This is a genomic window from Halorarius halobius, from assembly GCF_024298865.1.
Lineage (GTDB): Archaea > Halobacteriota > Halobacteria > Halobacteriales > Haloarculaceae > Halorarius > Halorarius halobius.
In genome coordinates, this window is the sequence record NZ_CP101161.1 from 2,426,931 (window position 1) to 2,442,778 (window position 15,848).

Here is a 15,848-nt window from a genome sequence, read left to right on the forward strand (position 1 = left end):
CGTCCCCCTCCGGACTGCCCAATCATAGTAGTTACTACCTCTCGGAGCGGTGCCGGCGGTTTCTGCCGTCGTCGGCGGCGGGGCCGGCGGGGTGGTCGGTCCGGCTCTGCTCGTACTCGAGGGCCCGGCGCGTCCGGTCGTCCAGCGCGACGAGATGACACAGCGGGTTGCCGGGGTACACCAGCGGGTTCTCCAGCACGCCGACGAGCAGGCCGGTGAACGGCGCGGTCACGACGTCGTGGTCCTGTTTGAACGGGTTGGTGATGGTACAGACTCGGTCGCCCTCCTCGACGAGGGCCCCGCGGTCGTGGTGCATCTCGACGAGGCCGCCGGTGTCTGCACGGAGCCACGTCTTCTCGTCGGAGCCGTCGATGACGGTGCGCCAGCCGGGCCACGCGACCCGCTCCTCCTCGCGGAGGCCGAACTCCGCGAACACCGACAGCGTCCCCGCGAGCGCCTTGTCGATGAGCGCCCGCTGGAACCGGTGGGCCTCGCCCATCTCGACGGTGATGGTCGGGGTGCCGGCGGCCGCCGCTTCCGTCCGGAGCGAGCCGGTCGGCCCCTCGCTGTCGATGATGACGTTCGAGGCGAACGCGTTGGCGACCCGGGCGACCCCCTCGTTGCCCATGTCGGCGCGGACGTGGAGCATGTTCGTCCGCCCCCGGGTCGAGGTGTGGAAGTCGATGCCGACGTCACACGGCTGGACGAAGTTGTGGAACACGCGGTAGGCGATGCGCTTGGCGCTCGTGGAGTCGGGGTCGCCCGGGAACGAGCGGTTCAGGTCGCGGTCGTAGATGGGGAGATACCGCTCCTGGGCGATGAACCCGGGGACGTTGAGGACGGGCATGCAGACGAGCGTCCCCCGCAACGAGGAGTGGTCCCACTCGTGGGCCACCTCGCGGACCACTTCGATGCCGTTCAGTTCGTCGCCGTGGGCCGCCGCCGAGAGGAACGCCGTCGGACCGTCGCGTTCGCCGTTGACGATGGTGACGGGAATCTTGATGGGGTCGCCGAGATACGTCTCGGAGACGGAGTAGCGGATGTTCTGCGTCTCACCCGGAGCGACGATGCCGCCGTCGTAGGTGAACGCGCCGTCGGTCATACGCCCCGTCGGTGACGCCCGGGTATAAACCCCGACACACCCCGCACGGCGGTATCCCGACCGACCTCCGCGGGCGCTACCGTCAATTCTTTCGTCCCCGCTACCGGCCAGTCGGTATGAACGACGATATCACCGTCGGGGTGTTGAGCCTTCACAACTCCAAGGAGACGAAGGCCATCCTGAACGCGGTCGACGACCTGGGCTACGACACCGAGTGGCTCCGCGCGGAGACGCTGTCGGTTGACATCGACGACGGTGCCGTGACGCTCGACCCCGACGTCGACATCATCGTCAACCGCCTGTTGCTGTCGAAGGAGGAACAGCCGGCGGAGGCGCTGGGACTGGCGACGATGCTCGACCGGATGCGGCCGATGCTCAACCACCCGATGGAGACGATGACCGCGATGCATAAGTTCGCCACCGGCACCGCCCTCGCGGAGGCGGGCCTGCCGGTGCCGGACGCGTTCATGTCGCTGTCCGCGGAGCGGTTGAACGCTGACCGCGAGAAGTTCGGCGAGGAAGTCGTCTACAAGACGGCCATCGGCACCCACGGCGGCGGCACCTGGAAGGTCAGCGCCGACGACCCGGTCAACCCGATGGTCGGCTCCCGGCAGGCGTTCCTCCAGCGGTTCATCGACCACGACGCCGACCGCCACTCGGACCTCCGAATCTACACGGTCGGCGAGCAGGTCGTCGGCGCGATGAACCGCTACGCCCCCGAAGGCGAGTGGCGGACGAACGTCGCGCTGGGCGGCGACGTGGAGAACGCCACCGACGCGCTCACCGACGAGGTGGAGACGATGGCGAAGCGCGCGGCCGACGTCGTCGGCCTCGACTACGCCGGCGTCGACATCGTCGAAGGCGAGGACGGCTACTACATCCTCGAGGTGAACCCTACCGCCGGGTTCAAGGGACTGTTCGAAGCGACCGGGCGCTCGCCCGCGCCGTTCATCGCGCGACTCGCCATCGAGCGGGCCGGCGGCGACGTGAACGACGAGCGCGTGTACGAACTCTCCGCGATGCTGGACGACTCCCGGCCCGCCTGCATGCCCCGCGAGCCGACACAGGAAACGCCGGACGCCACCACCATCGGCTACATCGAGGAAGTCGTGGCGATGGGCACCCGCGGGCAGAAGTCGGTGCTGGCAAAATCCGACACCGGGGCGACCCGCACCAGCATCGACGCCCGCCTCGCCGCGGACATCGGCACTGGCCCCATCAAGGACATCGTGAAGATAAAGTCGGGGTCGCTGAAGTCCGGCAAACAGCGGCCCGTCGTCGACCTCGTGGTCGGCATCAGCGGCCGCCAGCACACCGTCACCGCGAGCGTCGAGGACCGGTCGCACATGGACTATCCCCTGCTTCTGGGCCGCGACATCCTCCAGCACTACCACGTCGACGTGCGCCGTCGCGCCGACGAGGACGCCGAGGGCATCGAGGGCGAGGAGGAAGAGGAGTCGCTGGAAGAGTAGATGGACGACCCGCACGCACGCCTCCGCGAGGACCCCGAACTCGGCCCGCTCGTCGAGGAGCACGGGCCCATCGACCTCGACCCGGCGGACGAGCCGTTCGAGCGCCTCGTCGTCTCGGTCATCAACCAGCAGTTGTCGACCGAGTCGGCCGCCGCCATCCGCGAGCGTGTGTTCGAGCAGTGTGAGGTGACGCCCGCGGGGATGCTCGCGGCCGACGAGACGGTCCTGCGCGAGGCGGGGCTGTCGAGTCAGAAGACAGAGTACGTGCGCAACCTCGCACGCGAGTTCGAGGCGGGACGGCTCTCCCGGGAGCGGTTGGCCGCCATGTCGAACGACGAGGCGGTGGCGGCGCTGACCGAGGTCAAGGGGGTTGGAACGTGGACCGCGAAGATGGCGCTGGTGTTCGTGCTCGCCCGCGAGGACGTGTTCCCGGTGGAGGACCTCGGCATCCGGAAGGCGATGGCCGTCCTGTACGGGTTCGAGGAGGACGAGCGGGAGGCGATGGTCGAGCACGCCGAGCGGTGGCGACCCTACCGCTCGTACGCGAGCCGATATCTCTGGCGCGCCGTCGATTAGTCCGCAGTCAGTTCGACGCTCTCCTCCCGTTCGACCACCTCGGCCGGGTTGCCGACGACCGTCGCGCCCGCGGGCACGTCCTCGACGACCACGGCGCCGGCACCCACCTTCGCGTCCTCGCCGACGGTGATGTCGCCCACGAGCGTCGCGTTCGCGCCCAGGGTGACGCCGTCCTCGACGGTCGGGTGACGCTTCACGCGCTCGCTAGAGGCGCCGCCGAGCGTGACGCCGTGGTACATGTTCACGTCGTCGCCGAGTTCGGCCGTCTCGCCGACGACGACGCCCATCCCGTGGTCGACGAACACTCGGCGGCCGACGGTCGCGGCGGGGTGTATCTCGATGCCGGTCAGCCCGCGGACGAGTTGCGAGACGAGACGCGCGGTGAACTGGTGGCCCCGCTCCCACAGGGGGTTGCAGACGTAGACGTGGAGCCAGACGGCGTACAGGCCGGGGTACAGGAGCGCCTCGGCGACTGAGCCGGCGGCGGGGTCGGTTTCGAGTGCGGTGCGAACGTCCTCGTGGAGTCTGTCGAACATGGTGCTGTCGTCGAGTGGGGCAGTGAGCAGGCGAGCTATCGGCCGAGAAGGAGTCTCAACGACAGCAACAGCCGCCAGCCGTGCCGTGGGCTGGCTGACGAACGGGGCGACCACCGGACCGTTCGGGGGCGGTCAGCATACCTACGACTGGGCCAGCGTCGAGGTAAAAGCTGTCGGTGCTCGCACGGACGCCGCCCAACGTCGACCCAATCTATACGGTGTCGCTCCGGCTACTGGTACCGATGCGCGCAGTACGCTACCGGGAGGCTGGCGGTCCCGAGGTGTTACAGGTCGAGGAGACGGAGCGGCCGACCCCCGGGCCGGGCGAGGTGCTGGTCGCGGTCCGCGCGGCCAGCGTCAACCCAATCGACGCGATACTCCGGGCGTCGGTGCCGCCGGACGGTCCGCGGACGACGGGGTCGGACGTGGCGGGCGTCGTCGAGTCGGTCGGTCCCGGCGTCGACGACATCGCGGTCGGCGACCGGGTGGTCGCCACCGGCCTGCACAACACCGACGACGCTGGCGGGTCGTTCGCGGAGTACGCCACCGTGCCGACCCACCTGCTCGCGCCGCTTCCCGACGGCGTGAGTTTCGAGGCCGGTGCGGCCGTCGCACTCGTCGGGGTCACCGCGTGGCGCGCGTTCGTCCACCACGGGAGGCTCGAACCCGGACAGCGGGTGCTCGTCCACGGCGGCAACGGCGGTCTCGGTCACGTCGCCGTCCAGTTGGCGGACGCGATGGGGGCCTCGGCGGTGGCGACTGCACGGGCCGAACACCACGAGCGAGTCCGCGAGTTCGGCGCCGACGCCGTCGTCGATTACGGGCGCGAGGACCTCGCGGCGGCGGTGCTGGATGCGGGCGACCCCGTCGACGTCGTTCTCGACCACATGCCCGACCGGTACGCCGGCGCCGACGTCGAGGTGGCGGCGTTCGGCGGGAGCGTGGTCGTCGTCGCCGGTGACGAGGCGACGTTTCCGGACGTGGCCGCCGCGCGGGGGAAGGAACTCGCGGTCCACTGGATGAGCATGTCGAATCTCGTCACACACCCCGAGTTGCCCGACATCGGCCCGATTCTGGAGCGGTTCGGGCGATTGCTCGAAGAAGGTCGCATCGAGGTGGCGATCGACCGGACGGTGTCGCTGGAGGAGGGCGACGAGGCACATCGGGTCGTGATGGAGGAGAGCGTCGTCGGGAAAGTGGTCGTCGTGCCGTGAACTACGGGGAGACGGAGCATTCGCGCGAACGAAGTGAGCGCGGTTCGCGGACGCCGAGCGGAGCGAGGCGTCCGTAGCGGCGGCCGACTACCGCGCGCCTCCGGCGCGCGACTGGAGGCCGACGCGCATATTTTCCACCAGTTTTGCCGGCGGGGGCCGGACCCCCCTGTCGCGCAAAAAGTGGTTTAGAAGCCCTTGCCCTGGAGTTCGCGGGCGATGACGTTCTTCTGAATCTCCGTCGTCCCTTCGTAAATCTGGGTGATTTTGGCGTCACGGTAGAAGCGTTCGACGTCGAAGTCGTTGACGTAGCCCGACCCACCGTGAATCTGGACGGCTTCGTTCGCCACGTCGACGGCGACCCGCGAGGCGTACTCCTTCGCCATCGACGCCAGCGTCGTCAGCTGTTCGTCCTTGTTGGAGACGGACCACGCGGACTTCCGGGTGAGCTGGCGGGCGGCCTCGATGTTGGTGTGCATCTCCGCGAGTTTGTGCTGGATGGCCTGGAACTCGCCGATGGGACGGTCGAACTGCTCGCGCTCCTGCGAGTAGTCGAGCGCGCGCTCGGCGGCGCCCTTGGCGATACCGACCGCCTGCGCGGCGACCCCGGTGCGCGTCTCGTCGAAGAACTGCATCTGCTGGAGGAAGCCCATGCCGCGGGTGCCGACGAGGTTCTCCTCGGGCACCCGCACGTCGTCGAGGATGAGTTCGGCGGTGTCCGAGGCACGAATGCCGAGCTTGCCCGTTATCTTGTCGGCGGTGAACCCGTCGCGGTCGGATTCGACGATGATCTGTGAGAAGCCGTTGTAGCGGCCGTCGGCGTCGGGGTCCGTCTGACACAGCACGACGAAGTAGTCACCGACCGAGCCGTTGGTGATCCACATCTTGTTGCCGTTGACGACCCACTCGTCGCCGTCCTTCTCGGCCTGCGTGGACACCGAGGAGACGTCGGAGCCGGTGTCCGGTTCGGAGATGGCCGCGCCCATGATGGCGTCGCCCGAGGCGATGGGAGCGAGATACTCCTCCTTCTGCTCGTCGGTGCCGTACTCCATGATGGCCTCGCCGCCGAAGCCGGTCGACGTGAGACACAGGCCGATGCCCGGGTCCGCGGCGAACAGTTCCTCGATGATGATGGAGAGGTCGAGCGTCGAGTAGCCGGCGCCCCCGTACTCGATGGGAATCTGCGCGCCCAGCAGACCCATGTCGGCGGCCTTGTCGACGACGTCGTGGGGGTACTTCTCCTCGACGTCGTACTCCTTGGCGACCGGCTTGACCTCGTTCTCCGCGAACCGCTGAACCTCCTGTTTCAGTTGCTCCTGTTCGTCGGACAGCTCGAAGTCCATACCCCGAGCTTACGGTTGGAACTACATAAACCCATTTCTTCCTAACGTCGTTATCCGCCGGCGACAGCCGCGCTAACGCTGGAAGCGCAGTTTCGGAACCCGGGGGATTTTGTTTAACTACGGGTGATGCCCGGTTGCTTTAAGTCCGCGTCGCTCCACCCGTGGGCTCCGGCGGCGTGGTGTGGTGTATATAAACAAGGGGCGGCGCGTGGTCCGGTCGGGACGGAGCATCCACGTGAGCGGAGCGAGCGCCACGCTCGTAGAACGTGGGTTAGAAGCCCTTGCCCTGGAGTTCGCGGGCGATGATGTTCTTCTGAATTTCGGTGGTGCCCTCGTAGATTTGAGTAATTTTGGCGTCACGGTAGAAGCGCTCGACGTCGAAGTCGTTGACGTAGCCCGACCCGCCGTGAATCTGGACGGCCTCGTTGGCCACGTCGACGGCGATGCGGGAGGCGTACTCCTTCGCCATCGACGCGAGTTTGGTTATTTGGCCGTCGGTGTTCTCGACCGACCACGCGCTCTTGTACGTCAGCATCCGCGCGGCCTCTATCTTCGTGTGCATGTCCGCGAGTTTGTGCTGGATGGCCTGGAACTCGCCGATGGGGCGGCCGAACTGCTCGCGCTCCTGGGCGTACTCCAGGGCGCGCTCGGCGGCGCCCTTGGCGATGCCGACGCCCTGGGCCGCGACGCCCGTCCGGGTGGCGTCGAAGAACTGCATCTGCTGGAGGAACCCCATCCCCTGGGTGCCGACGAGGTTCTCCTCGGGTACCCGCACGTCGTCGAAGATGAGTTCGGCAGTATCGGACGCGCGAATACCGAGCTTGCCGGTGATTTTGTCCGCCTGGAACCCGTCGCGGTCGGACTCGACGATGATCTGTGAGAAGCCGTTGTAGCGGCCGTCGGCGTCGGGGTCCGTCTGACACAGCACGACGAAGAAGTCGCCGACGGTGCCGTTCGAAATCCACATCTTGTTGCCGTTGATGATCCACTCGTCGCCGTCCTTCTCCGCGCGGGTGGAGATGGAGGAGACGTCCGAGCCGGCGTGGGGTTCGGAGATGGCCGCACCCGAGACCGCGTCGCCTTTGGCCACGTCGGGGAGGTACTCCTCCTTCTGCTCGTCGGTGCCGAACTCCATGATTGCCTCACAGCCGAAGCCCGACGCGAGGATGCAGAACCCGATGCCGGGGTCGATGGAGAACAGCTCCTCCGCGACGATCATGTTGTCCAGCGGGGAGTAGCCCGCGCCGCCGTACTCGACGGGGATGGACATGCCGGTCAGGCTCATCTCGGCGGCCTTGTCGACGATGTCGTGGGGGTACTTCTCCTCGACGTCGTACTCCTTGGCGTGCGGAAGAACCTCGTTCTCGCCGAACCGGCGTACCTCCTGACGCATCTGCTCCTGCTCGTCCGTGAGTTCGAAATCCATTCTACCGAACATCACGAACAATCCCCCATAGTTCTTCTCGTACGCGCAACGCCCGGAAACCGGTTCGAGCGGCCGCAAGCCCGGACGATACGGAAAGGTTGAAACCGACGCCAGCAGTCCGTTCGCGTGTTCATGGAGTTCGACGACATCGAGACCGTCGCGGTGCTCGGCGCCGGGAACATGGGTCACGGCATCGCCGAGGTCGCCGCGCTCGCGGGCTACGAGGTGAACCTGCGCGACATCAACGAGGAGTTCGTGCAGGACGGCTACGACCAGATAGAGTGGTCGCTCGAGAAGCTCGCGGACAAGGAGCGCATCACCGACGAGGAGGCCGACGCGGCGCTCGAACGGGTCACGCCGGTCGTCCCCGTCGAGGACGCCGTCTCCGAGGCGGACGTCGTCATCGAGGCCGTCCCCGAGAAGATGGAGATAAAGAAGGACGTGTACGGCGAGGTCGAGGAGTACGCGCCCGACGAGGCCATCTTCGCCACTAACACCTCCTCGCTCTCTATCACGGAGCTGTCGGAGGTCACCGACCGGCCCGAGCAGTTCTGTGGGATGCATTTCTTCAACCCGCCGGTCCGGATGCAGCTCGTCGAGGTCATCTCCGGGGAACACACCGCCGAGGAGACGCTCGACGCCGTCGAACAGCTCTCGGAGGCGTTCGGCAAGACGCCGGTCCGGGTCCGCAAGGACTCGCCCGGCTTCATCGTCAACCGCATCCTCGTGCCGCTGATGAACGAGGCCTGCTGGATGGTCTCGAACGACGACGCCACCGTCGCGGAGGTCGACTCCACGACGAAGTTCGACATGGGCCTGCCGATGGGCGCGTTCGAACTCGGCGACCAGGTCGGCAACGACGTCACCTACCACGTCCTCGAGTATCTCCACGAGGTGCTGGGCGAGGCGTACGAGCCGGCTCCGTTCCTCGAGGAGACGGTCGAGGCCGAGAAGTACGGCAAGAAGACCGGCGAGGGGTTCTACGACTACGAGGACGGCGACGGTGCTGACGTCCCCACCGACGCGGGTAGCGAGGATATCAAGCTCCGGCTCGCGGCCGTGATGGCCAACGAGGTCGGCAACCTCGTCGAGAACGACGTCTCGAACCCGGGCGACATCGACGAGGCCGTGATGCTCGGCGCCGGCTTCCCGGACGGCCCCGCCAAGATGGCCGACGACGTGGGCGTCGAGCGGCTCGTCGAGACGCTGGAGGAGCTCCACGAGGAGACCGGCCACCCGCGCTTCGAGGTCAGCGACGCGCTCCGTGCGGCCGCCGACGAGGGCGGCTTCCACGGCGGCGAGGACGGCGACGACGACGGTGTGGAGTTCACCAACATCGAGGTCGAGTACCCCGGCGACATGGTCGGCCACATCGTGCTCTCTCGCGAGGCCCGGATGAACACCATCAACCCGGACATGCTCGGCGAAATCGAGGAGGCCATCGAGCTGTTCGAGGACGACGACGACGTGCGCGGCATCCTCATCACGGGGAAGGGCGACCGCGCCTTCTCGGCGGGCGCCGACGTCACCTCGATGGCCTCGTCGGCGGAGCCGCTCGACGCCATCGAACTGTCGAAGCAGGGTCAGTCGACGTTCGGCCGCCTCGAGGAGTCGCCGCTCCCGACGCTGGCGGCCATCGACGGGTTCGCCCTCGGCGGCGGGTTCGAGCTGGCGATGTGCTGTGACATGCGGCTCGCCTCCGAGCGGTCGGAGCTCGGTCTGCCCGAACACAACCTCGGGCTCCTGCCGGGCTGGGGCGGCACCCAGCGGCTCCAGCGGCTCGTCGGCATGTCCCGCGCGAAGGAGATCATCTTCACTGCCGAGCGGTTCGACGCCGACACGATGTACGACTACAACGTCGTCAACGAGGTCGTCGCCAACGACGAGTTCGAAGAGCGCGCCCACGAACTCGCCGCGGACCTCGCCGGCGGCCCGCCGGTCTCCCGGAAGCTGACGAAGCGCGCGATGCATCGCGGCTGGGAGGACACCGAGGCCGGCCTCGAACTCGAGTCCCAGGCGTTCGGCCACCTCATCAACACGGACGACCTCATGACCGGCATCACCGCGTTCATGGGCGACCACGAACCCGAGTTCGAAGGGAAGTAACGCGGGGGGCTCCCCCGTGAGCGGCTGACGAACGCACCGCGGAACGGAACGCTTATACGATTTTCGTGGAAACGTCGGAGTGCGCACCGTTGGTGTAGTCCGGCCAATCATCTTGGCCTTTCGAGCCGAGGACCAGGGTTCAAATCCCTGACGGTGCATCCGTAATCGAGTCTTTTCAGAAGCTCTCTAGCAGTTTTAGGGAATTTCTGACGTTTCGAGGTGGTCAACATGAGCTCCGTCGAGCGCGACGTCGAGGCGTTCCTCGACCACTACCGTGGCACCTTCTCGCTCGAAGCGTAGCTCCGAGGGCGGAGGACGGTCGACTGGTTCTGAAGCCCTCCAGAGAAGCGGCTATCGGTACGTTTCGACCGTGACACCGGGGATGTTCCCGAAGTGGCTGTCGCTGGCGAGGACGGGCTCGTCGCGCTCGAGGGCGGTCGCCGCGATGGCCGCGTCCCCCTTCCCGATTCCGGGTCCGTCGTCGCCGTCGGCCATGCGTTCGCCGAGGAGCCGTCCCGCACGGCGGGAGATGCTTGGAGTCATATCTACCAGCGGGTAGGAATCGAGAACGGCCTCGACACGCTGGCGTTCCTTCTGCGTGTTTGCCACCTTCCCCACGCCGATGTAGAGCTCCAGTACGGTCATCGCGGGGATGACCAGAGGGACGCCTTCGGCTTCGAGTTCCTGCTCCTTCGTGACGGCGCCGTCGACATCGTCGATGATGTCCAAGACGAAACTCGTGTCGACGATCATTCGAACCGGTCCGCGACCTCGCGGGTCTCCTCGTGGTCCTGGGCGTCGGCCTCGTCGATGGCTTCCCGCATCTCGCTCACTTGCTGGTCGTCGAAGACGTCGCGGAGATCGCGGAGCGACCGCCCGCCGATGAGTCGCTCGACGGCATCGCTGAACGACTCGTCGTCGCGCTTGTTCGCCTTGATGCGCTCGTAGACGTGGTCTTCGAGACGAATCTGATGCGACATCCTTGTTGACAGCGTTGACGCCGCGGCGGGTTCAACATTTGGGTGATGACTGTGCTCGAAGAGACCTACTAAATAGTAGTGAATCATCCTCCGAAGGTAGTGCCTCCGCTCGATTGGCCTAGCTCCCAGACGCCGAATCCCTGACGGTGCATCCGTACGTTTGTCACCTCCTGAGTCACGACGCCGGAGGTGTGGCCGTCGCCGCCGGCACGGGCGTCAGCGCGTTCGGGGGCCTCCAATAGGGGGAGGGGGGAACGTCCCCGTGCTACGAGCGCCCGCCCGTCGGCGGCCTCTCCCACGACCGACCGGGGCCACGAGGCCCACAGCGGCACCGACGCGCCCCGCGACCATACAGGAATTCGGCTACCTTTCCTGACCTGCCGAAACCTTGTTACCACGCCGCACACAACTGCGAGCATGGCAGAGCGTCAGCGCTCCGTTCCACTCGAGCACGTCGCGCCAGTCTACGTCGAGTCGGAGGACGGCTACGTCAACGTCCAGCAGGGCCACGGCGACCACACGCTGTACACGCCCGACGAAGTTCGGGAGCTAGCCGAGGAGCTACTGGACGCGGCCGACGACGCGGAACGCTGAGGGCGACGAGCTAACACGATTCTCGCGATGTTTAACTCCTGAGACGTCGTCTTAGTGGTCGGTGAAACTACCGATGGCAACCCGACGATACCCGTTCGACATGTTCGACGAGATGGAACGCTTCGTAGAGCAGATGCGCCGCTCGATGTACGAGGGCGTCGACGACGTACGCTCGATGGCCGGCATGGGCGACGCCCACGTCTCCATCGAGGAGGGCGACGAGGGGTACGCCGTCGTCGTCGACATGCCCGGCTTCGAAAAGGACGAGATCGACCTCCGCTTCGACGAAGGACACCTGCTCGTGGAGGCGGTCCACGAAGTGACCCACGAGTCGCCCGTCGGGTCGCTGTCTCGCTCGCGGCACGTCCACGAGCGCGTGTCCGTCCCGGGCGATGTCGTCGTCGACGACATCGAGGCAACCTACCGCAACGGCGTCCTCGAAATCGTCGTCCCGACGCTCGACTCGCCCGGCGAGGACGACGGCAACCGTATCGACATCGAGTGATTCCGCTCGTGTCGCGGGAGCGAAGGATGCACCCGCCAGAAGCGTGACGCGAGTGGGCGGAGCGGAGGGACGGAGCGAATGGGCGGAGCGGATGGACGGAGAGAGAAGCGAGCGGATTGGGAGTGGACGCATCTGTCGCCCCTCCGCCCATGGTGACGGGCCGCGCCACCGCGGCGGTGCTGTTTTCGCGGACACGGTACGCATATTGAAGTCCCCACCGGGCGCACACCACGGCCAACGACCATGACAGGAGTGGACGCGGAGTGGTTCGACGCCGAGAAGCGGCACGCCGACGAGGTAGTCGGCGAGACGACGCTCGGTCGGATGTTCCAGCAGAGCGCCTCCCGTCACGCGGAGCGGGACGCCCAGTGGTACAAGGGCGGCGTGTACGACCGGTCGCTGACGCCCGACGTGCTACCGGCGGCGCCCGACGGCGAGTACGCGGCGGTCACCTACGAGCGGATGCAGACCATCGTCCAGCATCTCGCGGCGGGCTGGCGTGACCTCGGCATCACCGCCGACGACCGGGTCGCCATCTTCGCTGACACCCGGATGGAGTGGGCACAGACGGACCTCTCGGTGCTCAACGCCGGCGGCATCGTCACCACCGTCTACACCGACTCCTCGCCCTCCCAGGTCGAGTACCTGCTCGACGACCCCGGCGCGACGGGGGTCGTCTGCGAGAACGAGGCGCTTCTGGAGCGCGTCCTGGAAGTCGAGGACGCGCTCGACCTGGAGTTCATCGCCGTGATGGACGAGTTCGACGGCTACGACGACCGCGAGGACATCGTGACGCTCGCGGAGGTCCATCACCGCGGGGCGGCCGCCTTCGACATCGAGGCCTACGAGGAGTGGCTTGGCGAGCGGGAACTGTCGGACACGGCCTCGCTCATCTACACCTCGGGGACCACGGGCCAGCCGAAGGGCGTCGAGTTGACACACGGCAACTTCCGGGCGAACGTCAACCAGGTCCGCAAGCGGTTCGGTCCTCGGCGTGACCGCGACCCCGACCTCCCCTCCATCACCCCGGCCTCGCGGTCGCTATCCTTTCTGCCGCTGGCCCACGTGTTCGAGCGGCTTGCGGGCCACTTCTTCATGCTCGCATCCGGTGCGACCATCGCGTACGCCGAGTCGGCCGACACCGTCGCCGACGACATCAAGACGGTGGGACCGACCGTCGCCACCTCCGTCCCCCGAGTGTACGAGCGCATCTACGACTCGATGCGCGAGCAGGCCAGCGAGTCCGACCTGAAACAGCGTATCTTCGGGTGGGCACTGGAGGTGGCCCGCGACCGGGCCACCACGGACGACCCGGGACTCGCCCTGCGGACGAAACATGCCGTGGCGGACCGGCTCGTCTACCAGTCGGTCAAAGAGCAGATGGGCGGCAACGTCGAGATGTTCATCTCGGGCGGTGGGTCGCTCTCGAAGCGACTCGCGGAGGTGTTCCAGGGGATGGGGCTCCCCATCTACGAGGGGTACGGGCTGACCGAGACCTCGCCCGTCGTCTCCTCGAACCCCCCGGAGGACCCCCGCCCGGGGACGCTCGGCCCACCGCTCGTCGACGTCGACACCCGTCTCGACACCGGCCCAGTCTCCCCCGAGCAGAAGAGTCGTGCGACCGGCGAGGTGGGCGAACTGCTCGTCAAGGGGCCGAACGTCACGGAGGGGTACTGGAACCGACCCGACGCCAGCGAGGACGCGTTCACCGTCGACGAGTCGGGCGACCGGTGGTTCCGCACCGGCGACATAATCGAGCGAACGAGCGACGGCTATCTCGTCTACCACGACCGCCTGAAGCAACTGCTCGTGCTCGACACCGGGAAGAACGTCGCCCCCCAGCCCATCGAGGAGCAGTTCGCCACGTCCGACCGCATCGACCAGGTCATCGTCATCGGCGACAACGAGAAGTTCGTCGCGGCGCTCGTCGTGCCGAACTTCGAGGCGCTGGGCCGGTGGGCACGGGAGAACGCCCCCGACCTCTCATCCGACAAGAGCGAGGCCATCGAGGACGAGCGGGTCCGCGAGTGGGTCGGCGAGGAGATAGAACGGGTCAACGACGGCCTCTCGAACCACGAGCGCATCAAGGAGTTCCGCCTCGTCGCCGCCGAGTGGACGCCCGAGAACGACATGCTGACGCCGTCGATGAAGAAGAAGCGACGGAACATCCTCTCGGAGTACGACGACGCGGTCGCGGACATCTACGGCGACGACGAGTAGCGGCGACGAGCAATCAGTTGCCGACCAGCGAGGAGAGAACCTGCGACTCGGCCTTCCGGAGGTGTTCGTCGACGGTCGATGGCGCACAGTCCAGTCTGTCCGCGATGTCCTCGTGAGTTGCGCGCCGTGGAATCTCGTAGTAGCCGAGTTCGACGGCCGCCTGGAACACCTCCAGTTGGCGGTCGGTGAGCGCCGCCAGCGCGTGGCCGTTCTCCGGCGAGTACTGGCCGACCTGCTCGACGTTGATGCGGACGTCGTCGGGGAGTTCGTCTAGCGCCTTGCGGAGCATCTCGTGGGTGCCGACGACGGTGACGCGGAGGCTCCCACGGCCGCTGAACTCCAGGGGAGTGTCTATCATCAGCGCGTACTTCTGGGCCAGCGACATCAGCGACCCCGCCGGCTCGCCGGGCCGGACGTGGAGATACAGGTGGAACGTGTCCTCGTCGTCGTTCAGGGTCTCCGGGTCGACCACCTCCGGGTGCTCCTCGGCGTCCAGCAGGTCGAGGTCGATAACTTCCGGATGCTCGGCGAGCTCCTCGACCACCCCGACTGGCGACCCGTGGAGCTCGTACAGGAGGACGCCCGTGCCGTCACCGAGCGCGTTGACGTGCATCAACGCCTCGCGCTCCACGCCGGTCGCGTTCAGGATGACCTGGTCGACGGGGTGGATGGCGCCGTCAGACGGTGACAGTGTGAAGTCGAAGTATCGCATGCGTCCTCCCGTGTGGAACCGTGTCATTTGCGGTTGCGCCGTTACCGGAATAGGTGTTTCGGCCGGTACAGGTCTCGAATCATAATCGGCCGGCTGTCACCGGCGCTCGGTTTATGTCAGTCGGCTCGAACGACGACGTCGACGGTCCGGGTTCGGGGGCCGTCGCACTCGACGAGCAGGACTGACTGCCACCGGCCGAGCGCGAGGCCGCCGTCACGGACCGGGAGCGTCACGTCCGGGCCGACGAGGAGCGCGCGGAGATGGGCGTCGGCGTTCCCGTCGAGTTCGTCGTGGCGCCACCCCTCGTCGGGCACGAGGCCGGCGACGAACCGGTCGATATCTTCGAGGAGTCGCGGCTCGGCCTCGTTGACGACGACCCCCGCGGTCGTGTGGCGGACGAACGCCGTGACGGTGCCGTCGCTCCCGTCGGGGACGGCCTCGCGGACCTGGTCGGTCACGTCGACGACGTCGGTCTTTGCGTCGGTGGAGACCTGAAAGCGCATGGTCGAGGTGATGCCGGCCAGCGTCTTAGCGGAATCGCTGGAACAGCACCCGTTCCTGCTGGCTGTAGACGTGGTACGTCGCCGACAGCATCACGACGACGAAGAACAGCGACGCGACCGCCGTGACGCCGAGTTCGGTGACGCCCGGAACGCCCAGGAGGACGGCGATGGTCGTCAGCATACCGAGCAACCCCAGTCCGAAGTAGAACTCGCCCCACGAGAGCCCGTATCGGGGGACGACCTCCATGTACACTTCCACCTCCTTCGCCTTCTCCAGCAGGGCGACCGCCTTCGCGTCGGAGTCGTACGCGACGATGCCGAGCTTGTCGAGCTTCGGGAGGTGGGTCTGGTGGAGCGACACGTACACCGACTGTCGCTTGTCGCGGGGCGCGGGGTCCTCGTCCGTCTCCAGCGTGGCGACCTGCTCGGACAGTTCCCTGACGGTGAGTTCGTTGTCGTCGGCCTCCTGCAGACAGCGGAGCGCGAGGCGTCGCCGGTCGTTCCGGAGGATGTCGTGTATCTCCCCCTCGTCGAGCGCCGCCGCGGCCGACTGCTCTGGCAC

16 protein-coding genes and 1 tRNA gene are annotated in these 15,848 nt (G+C 67.0%); 8 read left to right on the forward strand and 9 right to left on the reverse strand.

Annotation, left to right across the window (positions count from 1 at the left end; all coding sequences use genetic code 11):
• Positions 1-34: 34 nt before the first annotated feature.
• The gene (locus NL112_RS12955) at positions 35-1,102 is read right to left on the reverse strand and encodes a succinylglutamate desuccinylase/aspartoacylase family protein (RefSeq protein WP_255149261.1); all 1,068 of its coding nucleotides are present in this window, start codon (positions 1,100-1,102) and stop codon (positions 35-37) included.
• Between the two features lie 116 nt (positions 1,103-1,218).
• Between NL112_RS12955 and NL112_RS12960 the strand changes: the two genes are divergently transcribed.
• Positions 1,219-2,574, forward strand: a complete 1,356-nt coding sequence (locus tag NL112_RS12960) for a RimK family alpha-L-glutamate ligase (protein ID WP_255149262.1) — start codon at positions 1,219-1,221, stop codon at positions 2,572-2,574.
• A complete protein-coding gene (locus NL112_RS12965) occupies positions 2,575-3,150 on the forward strand; it encodes a DNA-3-methyladenine glycosylase family protein (protein WP_255149263.1) in 576 nt (191 codons plus the stop codon).
• Here NL112_RS12965 and epsC read toward each other — a convergent pair.
• Entirely contained in the window at positions 3,147-3,686 is a 540-nt protein-coding gene (gene epsC, locus NL112_RS12970; protein ID WP_255149264.1) for a serine O-acetyltransferase EpsC, read from the reverse strand. The genes NL112_RS12965 and epsC overlap by 4 nt on opposite strands.
• Positions 3,687-3,928: 242 nt before the next feature.
• Here epsC and NL112_RS12975 point away from each other — a divergent pair, with 242 nt between their 5' ends.
• On the forward strand, positions 3,929-4,900 hold the full coding sequence (locus tag NL112_RS12975) for a quinone oxidoreductase family protein (RefSeq protein ID WP_255149265.1): 972 nt from the start codon (positions 3,929-3,931) through the stop codon (positions 4,898-4,900).
• Positions 4,901-5,085: 185 nt separating this feature from the next.
• Here the strand turns inward: NL112_RS12975 and NL112_RS12980 are convergent, their stop codons facing one another.
• Both NL112_RS12980 and NL112_RS12985 read right to left on the reverse strand, forming a co-directional pair.
• Positions 5,086-6,240 carry an acyl-CoA dehydrogenase family protein gene (locus NL112_RS12980; RefSeq protein ID WP_255149266.1) on the reverse strand — a complete coding sequence of 385 codons (1,155 nt, stop codon included), beginning with the start codon at positions 6,238-6,240 and terminating at the stop codon, positions 5,086-5,088.
• 271 nt (positions 6,241-6,511) lie between these two features.
• Complete coding sequence (locus NL112_RS12985) at positions 6,512-7,666, reverse strand: acyl-CoA dehydrogenase family protein (RefSeq protein WP_255149267.1); 1,155 nt, start codon at positions 7,664-7,666, stop codon at positions 6,512-6,514.
• Positions 7,667-7,798: 132 nt separating this feature from the next.
• Between NL112_RS12985 and NL112_RS12990 the strand changes: the two genes are divergently transcribed.
• Together NL112_RS12990 and NL112_RS12995 are read left to right on the forward strand one after the other, a co-directional pair.
• Positions 7,799-9,772 carry a 3-hydroxyacyl-CoA dehydrogenase/enoyl-CoA hydratase family protein gene (locus NL112_RS12990; protein ID WP_255149268.1) on the forward strand — a complete coding sequence of 658 codons (1,974 nt, stop codon included), beginning with the start codon at positions 7,799-7,801 and terminating at the stop codon, positions 9,770-9,772.
• An 83-nt stretch (positions 9,773-9,855) separates the two neighbouring features.
• Positions 9,856-9,930, forward strand: a tRNA-Glu gene (locus NL112_RS12995).
• A 193-nt stretch (positions 9,931-10,123) separates the two neighbouring features.
• On the opposite strand, the gene NL112_RS13000 is transcribed toward NL112_RS12995, so the two are convergent.
• A complete protein-coding gene (locus NL112_RS13000; RefSeq protein ID WP_255149269.1) occupies positions 10,124-10,525 on the reverse strand; it encodes a PIN domain-containing protein in 402 nt (133 codons plus the stop codon).
• The gene (locus NL112_RS13005) at positions 10,522-10,752 is read right to left on the reverse strand and encodes an antitoxin VapB family protein (protein WP_255149270.1); all 231 of its coding nucleotides are present in this window, start codon (positions 10,750-10,752) and stop codon (positions 10,522-10,524) included. Before NL112_RS13005 ends, NL112_RS13000 begins: the two co-directional genes overlap by 4 nt.
• Positions 10,753-11,169: 417 nt before the next feature.
• Between NL112_RS13005 and NL112_RS13010 the strand changes: the two genes are divergently transcribed.
• The 3 genes from NL112_RS13010 to NL112_RS13020 all read left to right on the forward strand — a co-directional run bounded on the left by NL112_RS13010 (position 11,170) and on the right by NL112_RS13020 (position 14,071).
• Positions 11,170-11,346 (forward strand): hypothetical protein, encoded by a 177-nt coding sequence (locus NL112_RS13010; protein WP_255149271.1) that lies wholly within the window; start codon positions 11,170-11,172, stop codon positions 11,344-11,346.
• 73 nt (positions 11,347-11,419) lie between these two features.
• Positions 11,420-11,851: an Hsp20/alpha crystallin family protein gene (locus NL112_RS13015; protein WP_255149272.1), complete on the forward strand. Its 432-nt coding sequence runs from the start codon at positions 11,420-11,422 to the stop codon at positions 11,849-11,851.
• Between the two features lie 243 nt (positions 11,852-12,094).
• On the forward strand, positions 12,095-14,071 hold the full coding sequence (locus tag NL112_RS13020; protein WP_255149273.1) for an AMP-dependent synthetase/ligase: 1,977 nt from the start codon (positions 12,095-12,097) through the stop codon (positions 14,069-14,071).
• 13 nt (positions 14,072-14,084) lie between these two features.
• On the opposite strand, the gene NL112_RS13025 is transcribed toward NL112_RS13020, so the two are convergent.
• From NL112_RS13025 to NL112_RS13035, 3 genes are all read right to left on the reverse strand, one after another.
• Positions 14,085-14,783 (reverse strand): helix-turn-helix domain-containing protein, encoded by a 699-nt coding sequence (locus NL112_RS13025; RefSeq protein WP_255149274.1) that lies wholly within the window; start codon positions 14,781-14,783, stop codon positions 14,085-14,087.
• Positions 14,784-14,899: 116 nt separating this feature from the next.
• Positions 14,900-15,286 (reverse strand): secondary thiamine-phosphate synthase enzyme YjbQ, encoded by a 387-nt coding sequence (locus NL112_RS13030; protein WP_255149275.1) that lies wholly within the window; start codon positions 15,284-15,286, stop codon positions 14,900-14,902.
• A 25-nt stretch (positions 15,287-15,311) separates the two neighbouring features.
• Complete coding sequence (locus NL112_RS13035) at positions 15,312-15,848, reverse strand: DUF7344 domain-containing protein (protein ID WP_255149276.1); 537 nt, start codon at positions 15,846-15,848, stop codon at positions 15,312-15,314.